This window comes from Psychrobacter sp. PG1 (assembly GCF_014897815.1).
Taxonomy (GTDB): domain Bacteria; phylum Pseudomonadota; class Gammaproteobacteria; order Pseudomonadales; family Moraxellaceae; genus Psychrobacter.
Genome location: NZ_JABUZG010000048.1, coordinates 133,931 through 148,135, shown reverse-complemented (window position 1 = coordinate 148,135; position 14,205 = coordinate 133,931). Strand labels below are relative to the sequence as shown.

The window sequence follows — 14,205 nt, the reverse complement described above, 5'->3', positions numbered from 1 at the left end:
TACTTACATCATTGCCAAAATTGTGAATAGCAAAGAATGCGCGTGCAATGGTTACTTTAGTACGACTCTCATATTTCAGGCTACTCAGATTTTTTGACATTGATATTACTTAATCAAATCGATAAATATCCATGCCCAAGCTATGATGCGCCATGCTTTGATGGACAACTGAGACACGCTGACCTGTACCTAGGGCAAAAAACAATGGCAACAGATGCTCATCACTCGGATGAATATCTTTATAGTCAGGATATTGCTGCCAATCTAAAGCACTAGGAATGTCTGTTTTGAGCTGTTGTAGCAGCCATTGCTTAAATGCTTTAGCCGTTTGGTCAACACTATCTGCTTGCCAGCGTAATGCTTGCAGATTATGGGTAATGTTACCTGAACCAATGATCAGTATTTGCTCTTCACGTAGGCGCGCTAGCTGCGCACCCAATTGATAACAGGCGATACTGTCATAATGCTGCGGTAGAGAAACCTGTACGATAGGTATCTCAGCCTCTGGATATAAGTGCCTGAGCGGTGCCCATACCCCATGATCGCAAGCCCGCACTGGATTGACGCTACAAGTAATACCGCGTGCAGTGAGCTGCTGGGCAAGGGATTCAGCAAGTGCTGGCTGACCAGTTGCAGGGTATTGAAGCTCATATAGCTCAGGCGGAAAACCTGAAAAGTCGTGCCAAGTCTTGGGTTGCGGATTACTGCTTATTTCGAGTTTGGCGGATTGCCAATGCGCTGACATAATCAGGATGGCACGTGGCTTCGGTAAGTTTTGCCCGATACGACTCAGTGCACTGGTCGTGGCTGATTGCTCAATGGCAAGCGTGGGTGCGCCATGCGAGATAAACAACGCTGGTAGCTTAGCCACATTTGATTTTAAAATAGGCGCATCTGCCCAAACACCAGTCGCCGTGATCGGCGTTGGCGAATGAGAGTACGAGTCATCAAGCTGATGAATTGCATGAGGGGCGTTAGGTGTCGCATGTTTTGGATATTTCATGTAGCGTTTATTAGGGCGCGCCGCGATTTTTCAATCGCTTCTATCATTGATATTGTTGCCCATAAACTATCAGCACAGAATCTCGGCAAAAAATATTAGCACAGAGTATGGCAGTGTTTAATGACTGCTTAATTGCCACGATGATAAGGATGATTGTTGTTGATACTCATCGCGCGATACAACTGTTCCATTAGCACAACACGTACCAACGGATGCGGTAATGTCAGCGCTGATAGTGATAATTTTACATCGGCTTTGGCTAATACTTCTGGCGATACGCCGTCTGCACCGCCGATCACCAGCGCAATATCATCGCCTTGCTGCATGCCATCAGCTAATTTATCAGCCAGCCCTTCTGTGGAAATCATTTTACCTTTGACATCCAATACCCATAGTTGCTCACGCCCTGAGGCATTATGAGCGGCTAGTATTGACTGTCCTTCTTGCTCACGGTATTGTGCCAAATTGGCATCAGAAGGGTTTTTTGCACGCTTTGCGGCAGCAATTTCCACGATTTCTGTGCTGAGCATAGGTTGGATACGCTTAAAATACTCATCGAACCCCGTCTGTACCCATTTAGGCATTTTATTACCGACGGTTAAAATCCTTACTTTCATAGCCAGTACCACTTTAATTTTAGTCATTAGTCAAATGTAACAAAAGAATTTTACGCTGAAGTGAACGTAACAAACAAGATTCTACGAAGCTTTTTTTATGCTTTACTAATCTTCGATAAGCAATAGGTATTACATCAAAGGCTGTATGGTTTGCGAGACACTATCTTCTGTATTTTGGTCATTATCGCTTACATCAGTTGGGCTGGGTTTTGGAATAATAGTAAGCTTGGCATCAGATTCAAAAACGATGGCTTCAATATCATCAAAGCTATTCATGCCTTCGGAGCGCATCGCACATTCAATCTCTTGACGAGTCAGCCGCTCAGCGCGCATGGCATCTGGCAAAAACTGCCCCTGATAAAAAACAATACGCGGCTCTGACAAAATAAAACTGCTAAATTGCGGTGAGATAGAGGCGTATTTCGTAACTAAAAACTGCAATAAATAAAGTACTAAAATCGATGAAACTCCTTCGACAAAAGGAATGTCTTTGAGCAAAATAGTACTGGCACCAAGTGAACCGATCATCACGGTGACGATCCAATCAAAATTATTAAGCTGCGAGGTGGAGCGTTTACCTGAGACTTTGGTCACCAGTACGATCAACACATAAACCATGACTGTCGTCAAAACGATGCGTCCAAGCTTGTCTATATTGTCAAAAAAAACCATGTCCATGATAAATGCTCCTATTAAAATATAAAACCGTTAATCACCTAAAATCATTCAAAAGGTTACTCATTAAAGTTAGCCTAACGGATTTTATGTATTAATAGGAAGAAAAATTTGTAGCACCTTGTAGAGGTTCGGCTGAGGTTTCCTCACTCACATAGTTTTGCGTTTGGGGTCAAGCAGGCGATTGATCGCCCAAAGACTGATGCGAGCACTGACCAGTGTCAGCACCAATATCATCACCAGCGATGAGACCAATGGTAGTGGTTGCTGGACGGCCATTTCTAGTAGGACTTCGCGATTTACCGCATCAAACAACCAAAACCATATGGCTAAGAAATAAATGACAGTCAGTAGCCAGACCACCGCGACGCCGCCAAACATTAAGCGATTGATTTCACCGCTATTCAATGCGCGCTGCTGATGTTTGACAAATTTACGAACCGCGATATAAGCCCCGATAATGATAGACAATACCGTTACCAGTTGCGAATTCACAGCAAGCTTGGTTTGAATCATCATAAATATTGCGCTGGCAAGCGTATAGCCAATCGCGAAATATCCTACATATTGTGCCAATTTAGGCTGCGCTGACTCATGGTTTTTCGGCAGCGGCTCGCCACCTGAATGAGTCTTGGATTTATTGAGATTGGTTGTCTTGCGTGACATAAGTGAACCTTTATAAAGGTGAAAAATAGGATGTGAAAAACACTTAATGCTGCGCCGTCCAATCAAGCATCGCATCTAGCACGGGTCTGGCTGTATAAGCGTTATGTGCTTGCTCACTATTGATGAGTCCAACCACGACATAATCCTGTCCCGACAATCCTTTGACATAGCCTGCCATCGAGGTGACGTTGTTTAAGGTACCTGTTTTTATCCACGCACGACCAATGGCTGCTGATTCTGGTAGGCGTTCACTATGAGCGGTAATGGTGCCACTGACGCCAGCGATACCCAACGAGTTGACGTAAGCGTTAAAACTTGGATGGCTATAAGCATAAGTTAATAGCTCGCTTAGGTTGGCAGCTGTGATGGTGCAGTCGCGGCAGAGTCCTGAACCATTGGTCAAATGAGGCGGCGGTGTGCTTAGATTGGTCTGCCACCATTGATTAATAGTTTGCAATGCGACAGGATAGCTCGTCTCAGTCGGCTTGCCAAATTGATACAAGCTATATGAACGATTAATAGCTTTATCGAGTGTTTTATTATCAACTTTGTCATAAACACCAATCGATAGCGCCACTTGCTCAGTCATCACATTGTTTGAAAAGTGATTGATATCATAAATCTGCTGCGTCAAATTCAACGATGGGTAGCTGACAATAGGCAGCGGTGATATAGGAAGTGCTGCCAGACCATGCGTTGATTTGGTGCTTTTCATTGTAGTGTAGGGTGCTTCTTGAGTGATGACATGACCACTCAGCGTATTGCCTAGCTCTTGCCATTTTGCGGCAATAACGCGTGCTGCAAAATCTTTGGCGTCAGGATAAGCCACATAAAAAGCATGCTCTTGGCAGCTGTTTGGCAAATGAGTATTTAACACCAATTGTTTTGCTTGCCATTCAGGTGCGAGACTATAACGCGCTTGCCCACAGGCCGCCGAACGCGTATTTATTATACTGGGCAAAGCATAGTTTGCTAATTTTGGTGTATAAGTTAGATTTGCTTGGTCATCGTTTAACGGATAGCTTTTGATACCGATGGTACTAAAATTTACCAAAAAACCATCGGGACTGGCGTTATAAGGACGTAGTGGCGAGTTGTCAAAGGCGGCAGGGTCTTTACTGACATTTTTAAAGACGCCACTGTCAATGATAATATCACCGTCGATATGACGGATACCGGACGACTGTACTTTATAAAGGAGCTGTTTTAAACGCTCGTGGGTCATTTTTGGATCGCCGCTGCCTTGAATAATCAAATCGCCATGCAGACGGTCACCGATGACAAGGCCTGTATGATAGACACGGGTATGCCAAACAAAATCAGCGCCTAGGGTGTCTAAAGCAATAAAGCTGGGAACGAGTTTCATGGTGCTGGCAGGCGTGCGAGCGATATCAGCTTGATGGTTCAGTAATGGTGAAAATGAAATTTTTATGGAGGTATTATCAGTACTGATGTCACCAGTTTTATTATTACTGTTACTGGTGTTGTTGTCGTTAATGACAGCTGTTTTTGCCTCATTACCCAATATCGTTGGGATGCTTTCTAAGCTTTGATAAGTATAAGGATCATCGGTGTAGGCATGCAGTTTTTTCTCATGCTTTTCAATGGTACGCTGCTCAATAGTAATCAGCGTACTCTGTTGGCGCAAATGGTTATTACTGGTTTTGTCATTATTATTTTTCGTGGCTTTTTGAGAGTTACTTTTTATATCAGCATTTATATTGGCAGTCGGTTTTGTCTGAAGAGCGGGTTTAGATGAGCGGTGTGTGCTGCTATCAATAACCTGAATGGGAGCGGGCAGGTGACTGGCATTTTTATCACCGACTGGTGTGACGATAATACTAATATCAGCTTCTGTTAAATCGGCTCGTGATAATGCTGCTTCGATGGCTTTTGGTAGTGCTGCTTGTGCATGGATTGGCAATAGTGTCGCCGTTGCTAATAACGCCATGATAGGTGCGTATTTAGCAGGTGGCTTCGACGGTCGCAGATAACGACAGAAAGGGAATAATTTGGCAGTAAAAGCAGAGGAATGACGGAGTTTAGAGGTGGGTCGCATGAGCATCTTTCATCAGGTGGCAAAAACAGCCTATGGTAACATGAGTTGCCGTTTTCGCGTAGATGGCAGGCGTAGATGAAAACCTGTTTTTATCTGAATGTTCAAAATGCTAACGCACGCTAGCGCACATGTAAAAATGCCATGGCGGTCATGATGGCATCGTTGTAAGCATCGTGAGCGCCTAGTTCGGGTATATTATAATGCGCTAAAATATTGGTCAGATGCTGAGCTTGGCTAGATAGCCCTTGGGTTTGACCACTCATGCGCCGACTATATAAATGGCGCAAATCGATGACTTCGTTAGGCAGTGCTGTGCCCATATAGCGTTTGACCAGAGGGTTTAAAAACGCTGTGTCTAAACTCGTACAAAACCCCACAATTGGGCGATTACCTATAAATGGCAACAGCAGCGCCAGCATCTCATCGTAGCTCATACCATGCTCAACGTCGGCAGTACGTAGACCGTGAATCACAATGGTGTCACGGTCTGGCATCACAGGTGGTCTGCATACGATATGCATGCCATTACCGGTATCGATTGTATTGTCATTGATATGAATCGCGGCGACAGACAATAAATGGTGGTTTTTTGGATTGAGTCCCGTCATTTCGCAGTCAATCGCTACCCATTGCTTAGCCACAGGTTTGGTAAACATCGATGCCAATTCTGGGCGCTGTAGCTGCGTTTTTTGCCAAGCGCAGGATAACTGTGTTAGCCAACTCATAGTTGTCGCTCATCCATTTATACGATTGTTGTACTTATGCGAGCTCTAGTTGATAATGCTGACGTAGCTGATTTTTAAAGCTTTTAACAACGGCCAAACACTCTTTTAATAAGTCGCGCTCAAGCGCGGTCAAGGTCATTGGGTTTACTTGCCGTGCATGTTTATCGTCGGTTGATAGAGCGACTGATAGGCGCTGTGCCATAAAAAATTCCAAGGCTTCTAGTAAAGTATCTGCGCGCTCTTGGGTCAAGGCGCGCGCTTGTACCAAAGCTTTAAGACGATTTTTACTACTGGGCAGCTCTAAGATATCGTTTTCTAACGCCAAGGTACGAATGCCATGAACCAGTGGAAAAATACCGGCTTTCTTTAGATCAATGTCTTCTGACCCAGATTTACCACCGAGCAAAGGCACGAACTTTTGCCACCACTGATTGACATCACCGAACTGCAGCGCGGCGCGCGCGAACTGGCGTACAAACATAGGATCTGAATGCCTGTGGGCAACCTTTAAATGTTGACGCACCTGAGTCAATAATGACTCATCTCCGCAGACATATTCGCCATCGAGTATGGCGGACAAATAAATACCATGCATGGGATCCGTATTTCTAAACCATAAACCAATCTGAGCATTAAACTGTTTTAGCGGCTGTCGCCACATAGGATTGGTCATCATGATATTACCATCGCACAGTGGATAACCGAGGTCTGCTAAATTCTGATTAAAAGTATCCGCAAATTCTGCCAGCTCAGGGTGAGTATAGCCGTCACGTAAGATGAGTGCATTGTCTTGGTCAGTACGCATGATTTGCTCACCGCGCCCCTCGGAGCCCATCACGATCAGGCAGGTATTTGTCATGACCTCATCAGGCACGATAAGTTGCCAGAGCTTAGTAAATACCTGTGCATTCAAGGTCTGTACCATGCGGCTGATATTACCGATTTTGACACCGTTTTGATGTTGGGCGCGAATATAACGACCGATAAGCTCGACGGCAGTATCTAAGCTCGATAAGTCTTTTGCTTGCTCGATTTGGATACTAATGAGCTGTGAATGATGACCAATATGCGCAAGCATATCGCTTTGTCCTAATATACCGACGACATCCCCATTTTGATCCATCACTGGTAGCCGATGGATGCGATAGCGGGTCATGGTCAATAATGCATCGCCAATCTCATCACTGGCTTTGATGGTACGCAGGTTAAAATTAGCATAGCGCTGGCAGGGGGTAGTGGCTGGATCTTGCTGGTCACTTACGGCGCGGCAAATATCGGTATCGGTCAAAATGCCCAATAGATGACCAGTACCATATTGCATCTCTCCCTCGTTTTTTAGGTGGTCTAAGGGTTGCACCAGTACGTGTTTTAGCCCCGCTTTCGTCATGATAGACGCGGCTTCGTACAAGCTGTTACTGGCGTTGACGATATGGACTGGCAATAGATTGACATCAATGACGGGCTGCAACATGATTTGCTGCACTTCTTGTTGGTCATTGTAGCTAGCAGAGACTATGGATTTATTATTGCGGCGCTGCTGTAATGCCTTTAGCCGTTCGGGCAATTTGTCTGATAGCATTTGGCGTACTAGATGATTTTGGGCGCTGATTTTATCGACTGCGCTACCAGCGACTTGGAGCAGCAAGGTATCCTCAGCGGCTCGAAACTGATAGGTCTGCAGTGCTTCAGTATTAAGGCTATTTTCAGTCAATGATTCAGGCAGACGACGGCTGTCGAACCAGTCGTTATTATTGAGATGGTCGGAGTGATTACTACCCAAGTAAGAGGCAACAAACTCACCATCAAGCAATTGCTCAATCTGCCCTTTAATGACCACATACAGATATTGCAACTCTTCGGCAGTTAGATTCTCATTTTTGGCAAGGTAGCGGATTTGGGTGTTTTTTCTGATGCTTTGGCGTTCAGCCAGACTCAATACGTCAAAGGGCGGCTGGGTAAAATCAAGATGGGGCATGGCATCATCCTTGATGGCATATTTGGTAAAAGATAATCGATGATAAAAGACACTTCACTATAGCATTATTAAAGCAAAAAACCTCTAATAACCACAGTAATGTTGTGGCTATTAGAGGTTGCTGTTTTTTTGAAAGATTTTGTTTATAAAGCGACTGCTTATGCGCCTAGTAATTTTCGAATACGGTTTATTGCTTTACGGCTCTCATCAACACTCGCAACGAGCGCAATGCGCACATAGCCTTGCCCAGGGTTTTTGCCATCAATATCACGTGATAGATAGCGCCCTGCTAGTGCATGAATATTGGCCTGCTCGTACAGTGCTTTGACGAACCGCTCATCATCCCCATCGAACGGCTCAGGGACTTTTATCCAAAAGTAAAATCCAGCCTCAGGCATTCGTAACTCTAGTAGTTCACCAAGCTCAGACATCCACAAGGCAAATTTTTCTTGATACAGAGCGCGATTGTGTGCCACATGCTTTTCATCTTGCCATGCAGCGATCGAGGCGAGCTGATGTGGTATCGGCATCGCACAGCCTTGATACGTACGATATTGCAGGTAAGCTTGTAAAATATTGGCATCACCTGCCACAAACCCTGAGCGCAAACCAGGCAGATTTGAACGCTTAGATAAAGAGTGAAAGACAATACAATTTTTGAAATCATGACGACCGAGGGCAGCACAGGCTTGCAATAATCCAATCGGCGCCGTATCAAAATACAGCTCGCTATAGCACTCGTCACTGGCAATAATAAAATCGTACTGATCTGACAGACGAATGAGATACTCCCAATCCTCCATCGTCATGACCGAGCCCGTCGGATTGTTCGGACTACAAACAAACAGCAACTGCGTGCGCGCCCAAACATCTTTTGGTACGGCGCGATAGTTACCTTTAAAGTCATCGTCCAGTGTGCAAGGAACAAAATAAGGCTCGGCTTGCGCCAGTATCGCTGCACCCTCATATATTTGGTAAAAAGGGTTGGGCATGACTATTGTAGGAGCAGTCATAGGAGAAACGGCAGATAACGGGTCAGAGCCAGACAGCGGACTACTCTCTGTATCGCTTACTTTATGATCAACGACTGCTTGTACCAGACTAAAAATAGCCTCGCGTGTGCCCATTACTGGCAATACTTGCGTATTGGCATCGACATGGTTCAAAAAGAAGCATTTTTCTAGCCAATGCGCGATGGTTTGGCGCAGCTCAAACATGCCATTAGTCGTTGGATAACGACTTATTTTGTCCAAATTTTCACGTAGTACGTCCAGCACGAACGCTGGTGGCTCATGTTTTGGTTCACCAATACCGAGCTTGATTTCACTGTAGTCATGGGCTGGCACACTGTTAGCAAGCAATGTTGCCATCTTTGCAAAAGGGTAAGGATGCAGGTACGTTAAGTTGTGATTCATAAGTAGGGTAACTATAATAGACAATTAATAATAAAGTTATAAAGAAAAATTACATTTAAGCAGTGTAGCACTTCTCTTATTTTTTGTCTTTTACTTCTCATGCTCAAGCTGCTTAGCTATTTAACCATAAATTATAATAACTAATGAAGCCGTCACAGATTTAAAAATCCTAAAAAAAGCTTATCAATTGATAACTTATAACAATACAAAAAACTGCTGTCAGCCCTAATGATAGATTATGGTGAGGATAATTTGATATGCCTAGTATCTCAAAAACTAATGATCTTAACGCGACAGGCATTCAAGATGAAAATTTTGATGATGCGCAACAGCGAGCCAAATTCTACGAGCTATTAAAACAGCGGGAGCAAAGCTGGTGGCAAGCTCGCCAGCAATTAATTAGCCATAAAGAACGAAAAATGTTTTGGTACGGTGAAAACAGCTTGATGATGTGGTTACTGTGGCAACTGGTCAGTTACGTGATCGTTGCGATGGTGCTGATGTTGCTTAGCAATCAGCTCGGTATTTTACTACCCTTATGGCAATATATTGCCTTATTTGTCTTACAGACAGTGATTTTTGTGGCCATGCTCGCGTCCAAAAGTCGAATGGCAGACAGCTTGCAACGTAAAATCGATAAAGATGAGTTGATGCGTGAAGAGGCACTGAATGAGATGATTATCTTAGCAGAGGACAGCCTTTATCCCGATGTGCATGCCAAATCGCCTATTTCTCTAAGACAAATCTATGAGTGTTTTGGCAGAGATTTTCATTTAGCAAGTTTACATTGTTTGCTGCAAAAAGAGGTCAACGCTGGGCGCTTAATACTGACGCAAAAACAGATTGAAGCAGAGATTCTGCCACCAGATCTTGCGGATGATGAGCTCAATGAGCACGCTAGCGAAATGATATATAAAAGCACCTTATAAAAGGTGCTTTTGATATTAACGGGTTAAAAAATACAAAGCATGCCATCAATGAATGGATGATACACGCCGAGTATTTATCTTAGACTTATCTTGTAAGCCCATTTGTTCAATCACATTTGCTGTAAGCAGCAGGCTGCTCTCTTTGCATACTGAGACTTGCCATCAAAGCGGATCGTAGCGCTTCAAGTCTAGCAGCAGATAGCGGTTCATCATTTTGATCGCTGATATAAAACATATCTTCTGCACGTTCGCCCAAAGTGGTGATACGCGCCGCATGTACCTCAATTTTCTCCTGCAAAAATACCTGTCCTACTCTTGCCAATAGTCCCGGCTGATCAAGGGTTTCTAAGCTCATAATATGCTGATCAGAAGCCTCATTAAACTCAAAATTAATCACCGTGGTTACTTCAAAATGTCTAAGCTGACGCGGTATGCGCTTATTGGTAAGTTTCAGTAATGTCGGGTCTTTAAAAGCATTGATTAAGCGCTGTTTGAGCTCTTGTTGACTGTCCTCATCGACCAATAGTGTGCCACTGGGATCGAGCAGTACATAGGAGTCCAAAGCAAAATCGCGGGTAGCAGTAATGATACGGGCGTCTAAAACATCCAAGTTCATTTGATCGAATACAGCCATGGTGACTGCAAACAGGTTCGTCTGATCTTGGGTATAAACAAAGACCTGTACCGCATCAAGGGCCAACTCACGATGCTCACGTAATACCACCAATGGCGGGCTATCTGCATTAGAAGCAAGACCAATCGGCGGATGGTTCAAAATGGCCTCGGTATGCCATAAGATGTCTTCAGGAATTTCTCTCAAGAAATATTCATCACCCAAATCATCCCATAGCCTCAAGACTTCATCACGATTCATGTGTTGATTGTTGACACTATCGAGCATCGCTAATGCTTGGGTGCGTGTGGCCCTGATCATATCTTGGCGATTAGTAGGTGCATCGATATCAGCGCGCAAAATGCGCCGAGTTTGTGAGTATAACTGTTTCATTAATGTGGCACGCCAGCTGTTCCACAACTGTGGATTGGTCGCATTCATATCCGCAACAGTGAGCACATATAAATGATTGAGGTGGGTGACATTACCGACTAAATTGGCAAAAATAGTGACCACTTCTGGATCTGAGATGTCTTTTTTCTGAGCAGTCATCGACATCAATAAATGATAGCGAGTGAGCCAACCGACCAAATTGGCATCTGCCAGACTCATACCATGCGCCAAACAAAATTCAGTCGACTCGGTTTGACCAAGCTCACTATGGTTGCCACCGCGACCTTTGGCAATATCATGGAACATGGCGGCCAGTACCAAGATTTCCTTGCGCTCGATACGCTGAAAGATAGAGCTGACCAGTGGAAAATCTTCATAAAACCGTGGGTCGGTGAAGCGATGCAAAATCCGAATCAAAAATAAGGTATGCGCATCAACCGTGTAACGGTGAAATAAATCATATTGCATCAGACCGGTCACTTGGGCGAACGCAGGAATGTAGCTGCCTAAGACGCCATAGCGATTCATGGCACGCAGGCGATGAAACAGATAATTCTGCTCTTTTAAATTGGCTAAAAAGAGCGCTTGGTGAGCGGGGTTATCACGGTAGACTTGATCGATGCCACGCGCGGCGATTTTTAGCGCACGCAACGTATGAGTGCGCACGTTTTTGATACCGTACTGACCCATCAGTAAAAACATCTCTAGGATAGAGTCAGGATGCTGAGCAAAAACCCGATGATGCGCCATGGCGATTTGGTCACCAACTTGGTTAAAGCGCGCATTGATTGGCTGTTTTTTTGGACGCTCATCATCAGGCAACTGCGGCTCTATAATCGTCTCGTAGTAGTGATTGGTCAGCATCTCAGACAGCGTCGATATCTGCATGGCACAGCGATAATAGTCGCGCATAAAACGCTCGACTGCGGCATTTGGCTGATCGTCTGGCTGCGTCTCATAACCCATCAACTGGGCAATTTCACGCTGATAATCAAACAGCAGCTTGTTTTCGTTGCGACCAGTCAATACATGCAGATAATGACGTATTTGCCATAAATAACCTTCTGCAAAGTTCAGCTCATCGAACTCTTTTTCAGTCAAAAAGTTTTGTTGTACTAAGTCATACAGCTTACCCACTCGAAAATAGCGTTTGGTTACCCAGCCGATGATATGAATATCGCGTAGACCACCAGGGGCGGTTTTTATATTGGGTTCAAGGTTATACTCGGTGGCATTGTGCTGTAAGTATCGCGCTTTCGCTTCTGCGATTTTTACTTCAAAAAACTCACGCGGCGACCACTGTTTATTGACAATTTGAACGGGCACATCCTGTAAAGCCTCATTACCAATTAATAGCCGAGCTTCTAGCTGGGCACTGGCAATGGTATGATCGAGCGACGCTTCTAAAGCGTCATTAACACTACGTACCGAGAGAGCAGGCTCTAATCCTATATCCCACAATAGCGCCACCAACCGATCTATTTTCCCACTGGCATCAGCGCCAATCTCATCAGGGGAGAGCAATAAAATGTCGATGTCTGAATAAAGCGACAGCTCGCCGCGACCATAACCGCCTGTGGCAAATAAAGCCAAATCTGTTTTATCCAGCTCAAACCAGTTGAACAAGGCAATCAGCAATTCGTCAATCGCACCAGAGCGTGCCGCCACCAATTGACGAATATTGACACCGCGTTCAAGTGCACGGTTAACATCCTGATTAATTTGAGTCAACCAGTGAGGAATACCCAGTAGCGACTTTTCAGTGACAGGGGTGTCCGCTAGCAGTGACGCGTTTGTCGCTATATCTTTTGATAATAGAGGTAAAGGTGTCAGATCGATAGAAGCGACATCACAAGTAAACATGAGTGTTATCCCGTTAAGAGTTTAAAAATAAAACGTTTCAGCTGAAAAGCGTAGAATCACCAGTGTGCTGGTAGCTGATAAAAGCCACAAATATAAGTTACCAATATAAGTTATTAAGTCATCAGAGTATAAAGATAAAAAGTGGGTGAGCACAATACTCAATACGACCTAATTATTGGCCAAAAAAAAGACCGCCTAGGCGATCTTTTTTGATATTACTGGGTCAAAAAACTTAAATCTTCTTCAGGGCGAGTGGTAAACACCTCACAGCCATTATCGGTCACGACCATCGTATGCTCCCACTGTGCTGACAGCTTACGGTCTTTAGTAATCGCCGTCCATTCGTCAGGCAAAATCTTGGTTTGCCATGTACCTTGGTTAATCATCGGCTCGATGGTAAAGGTCATGCCTGTTTTTAGCTCAAAGCCTGTGCCTTTTTTGCCATAGTGCATGACTTGCGGCTCATGGTGAAACTCATTACTAATGCCGTGACCACAGAACTCGCGGACGATACTGAAACGCTCAGGCTCGACCACTGCTTGGATAGCAGCGCCGACATCACCTAGACGCGCACCATTTTTGACGACACTCATACCAGCATAAAGGGCGTCTTGTGCCACTTTGCAGATACGCTGTGCCATGATAGAGCCGTTACCAACGATCCACATTTTTGAGGTATCGCCATAGTAGCCATCTTTTATCACGGTCACATCGATATTGATGATATCGCCATCTTTGAGTAGCTTGTTTTCGGCTGGAATACCATGACAAACCACATGGTTAATCGAGGTACAAATTGATTTTGGGAAGCCATTGTAGTTAAGCGGTGCAGGAATAGCCTGTTGCACATTAACGATATAGTCATGGGCGATTTGGTTAAGTGCCTCGGTACTGATGCCAACTCGAACGTGCTCATCGAGCATGACAAGGACATCACTGGCAAGTTTACCGGCCACGCGCATTTTTTCTATGGCTTCTGGGGACTGGATAAGGGATTTTTTAATCATCATTATATTACTTATAGTTATGGAATTAATGGCTTGAATTATAACATAAATGAAGACGCCGCTGTTTTACGTTAAGTGATAGTGAACCTATCATTATTATTGATAATAATTGCTTTACAGCGAAGTAAGGGCAGTTGTGACCCTATAGTCACGATAATATATTCATATTTTGACAATTTAGTTGAATGTTACAGAAGATATAAGTAATGTAATTTTGCATGCTAAAGGAATTAGCAGCAATCTTTGCCGCTTCTGCTGTCGTATT

11 protein-coding genes are annotated in these 14,205 nt (G+C 44.3%); 1 reads left to right on the top strand and 10 read right to left on the bottom strand.

All coding sequences use genetic code 11. The features are described from left to right. Positions 1-109: 109 nt before the first annotated feature. The 8 genes from INT03_RS05095 to dapC all read right to left on the bottom strand — a co-directional run bounded on the left by INT03_RS05095 (position 110) and on the right by dapC (position 9,135). Positions 110-1,003, bottom strand: a complete 894-nt coding sequence (locus INT03_RS05095; protein ID WP_193007869.1) for a DODA-type extradiol aromatic ring-opening family dioxygenase — start codon at positions 1,001-1,003, stop codon at positions 110-112. Between the two features lie 128 nt (positions 1,004-1,131). Then, positions 1,132-1,620, bottom strand: coding sequence for a 23S rRNA (pseudouridine(1915)-N(3))-methyltransferase RlmH (gene rlmH / locus INT03_RS05090; RefSeq protein WP_055125193.1), 489 nt, complete (start codon positions 1,618-1,620; stop codon positions 1,132-1,134). Between the two features lie 129 nt (positions 1,621-1,749). After that, positions 1,750-2,298, bottom strand: coding sequence for a DUF421 domain-containing protein (locus INT03_RS05085; RefSeq protein ID WP_193007868.1), 549 nt, complete (start codon positions 2,296-2,298; stop codon positions 1,750-1,752). 147 nt (positions 2,299-2,445) lie between these two features. Beyond that, the gene (locus INT03_RS05080; protein ID WP_045447693.1) at positions 2,446-2,961 is read right to left on the bottom strand and encodes an ABZJ_00895 family protein; all 516 of its coding nucleotides are present in this window, start codon (positions 2,959-2,961) and stop codon (positions 2,446-2,448) included. 43 nt (positions 2,962-3,004) lie between these two features. Then, entirely contained in the window at positions 3,005-5,020 is a 2,016-nt protein-coding gene (dacB, locus tag INT03_RS05075) for a D-alanyl-D-alanine carboxypeptidase/D-alanyl-D-alanine-endopeptidase (protein ID WP_226950363.1), read from the bottom strand. 119 nt (positions 5,021-5,139) lie between these two features. Beyond that, positions 5,140-5,745: a 3'-5' exonuclease gene (locus INT03_RS05070; RefSeq protein WP_193007867.1), complete on the bottom strand. Its 606-nt coding sequence runs from the start codon at positions 5,743-5,745 to the stop codon at positions 5,140-5,142. Positions 5,746-5,779: 34 nt separating this feature from the next. Then, positions 5,780-7,720 carry a DUF294 nucleotidyltransferase-like domain-containing protein gene (locus tag INT03_RS05065; protein WP_193007866.1) on the bottom strand — a complete coding sequence of 647 codons (1,941 nt, stop codon included), beginning with the start codon at positions 7,718-7,720 and terminating at the stop codon, positions 5,780-5,782. A 158-nt stretch (positions 7,721-7,878) separates the two neighbouring features. Next, positions 7,879-9,135, bottom strand: a complete 1,257-nt coding sequence (gene dapC / locus INT03_RS05060) for a succinyldiaminopimelate transaminase (protein WP_193007865.1) — start codon at positions 9,133-9,135, stop codon at positions 7,879-7,881. 257 nt (positions 9,136-9,392) lie between these two features. Here dapC and INT03_RS05055 point away from each other — a divergent pair, with 257 nt between their 5' ends. Next, positions 9,393-10,064 carry a hypothetical protein gene (locus INT03_RS05055; RefSeq protein WP_193007864.1) on the top strand — a complete coding sequence of 224 codons (672 nt, stop codon included), beginning with the start codon at positions 9,393-9,395 and terminating at the stop codon, positions 10,062-10,064. 106 nt (positions 10,065-10,170) lie between these two features. Here the strand turns inward: INT03_RS05055 and glnD are convergent, their stop codons facing one another. Then, on the bottom strand, positions 10,171-12,933 hold the full coding sequence (glnD, locus tag INT03_RS05050; RefSeq protein WP_193007863.1) for a [protein-PII] uridylyltransferase: 2,763 nt from the start codon (positions 12,931-12,933) through the stop codon (positions 10,171-10,173). Between the two features lie 215 nt (positions 12,934-13,148). Beyond that, positions 13,149-13,943 (bottom strand): type I methionyl aminopeptidase, encoded by a 795-nt coding sequence (gene map / locus INT03_RS05045; RefSeq protein ID WP_087814040.1) that lies wholly within the window; start codon positions 13,941-13,943, stop codon positions 13,149-13,151. Between the last annotated feature and the right edge of the window lie 262 nt (positions 13,944-14,205).

Excerpts from the sequence above, each read along its gene's own strand:
- INT03_RS05095 (WP_193007869.1), bottom strand. The coding sequence starts at position 1,003 with ATGAAATATCCAAAACATGCGACACCTAACGCCCCTCATGCAATTCAT.
- rlmH (WP_055125193.1), bottom strand. The coding sequence starts at position 1,620 with ATGAAAGTAAGGATTTTAACCGTCGGTAATAAAATGCCTAAATGGGTA.
- INT03_RS05085 (WP_193007868.1), bottom strand. The coding sequence starts at position 2,298 with ATGGACATGGTTTTTTTTGACAATATAGACAAGCTTGGACGCATCGTT.
- INT03_RS05080 (WP_045447693.1), bottom strand. The coding sequence starts at position 2,961 with ATGTCACGCAAGACAACCAATCTCAATAAATCCAAGACTCATTCAGGT.
- dacB (WP_226950363.1), bottom strand. The coding sequence starts at position 5,020 with ATGCGACCCACCTCTAAACTCCGTCATTCCTCTGCTTTTACTGCCAAA.
- INT03_RS05070 (WP_193007867.1), bottom strand. The coding sequence starts at position 5,745 with ATGAGTTGGCTAACACAGTTATCCTGCGCTTGGCAAAAAACGCAGCTA.
- INT03_RS05065 (WP_193007866.1), bottom strand. The coding sequence starts at position 7,720 with ATGCCCCATCTTGATTTTACCCAGCCGCCCTTTGACGTATTGAGTCTG.
- dapC (WP_193007865.1), bottom strand. The coding sequence starts at position 9,135 with ATGAATCACAACTTAACGTACCTGCATCCTTACCCTTTTGCAAAGATG.
- INT03_RS05055 (WP_193007864.1), top strand. The coding sequence starts at position 9,393 with ATGCCTAGTATCTCAAAAACTAATGATCTTAACGCGACAGGCATTCAA.
- glnD (WP_193007863.1), bottom strand. The coding sequence starts at position 12,933 with ATGTTTACTTGTGATGTCGCTTCTATCGATCTGACACCTTTACCTCTA.
- map (WP_087814040.1), bottom strand. The coding sequence starts at position 13,943 with ATGATGATTAAAAAATCCCTTATCCAGTCCCCAGAAGCCATAGAAAAA.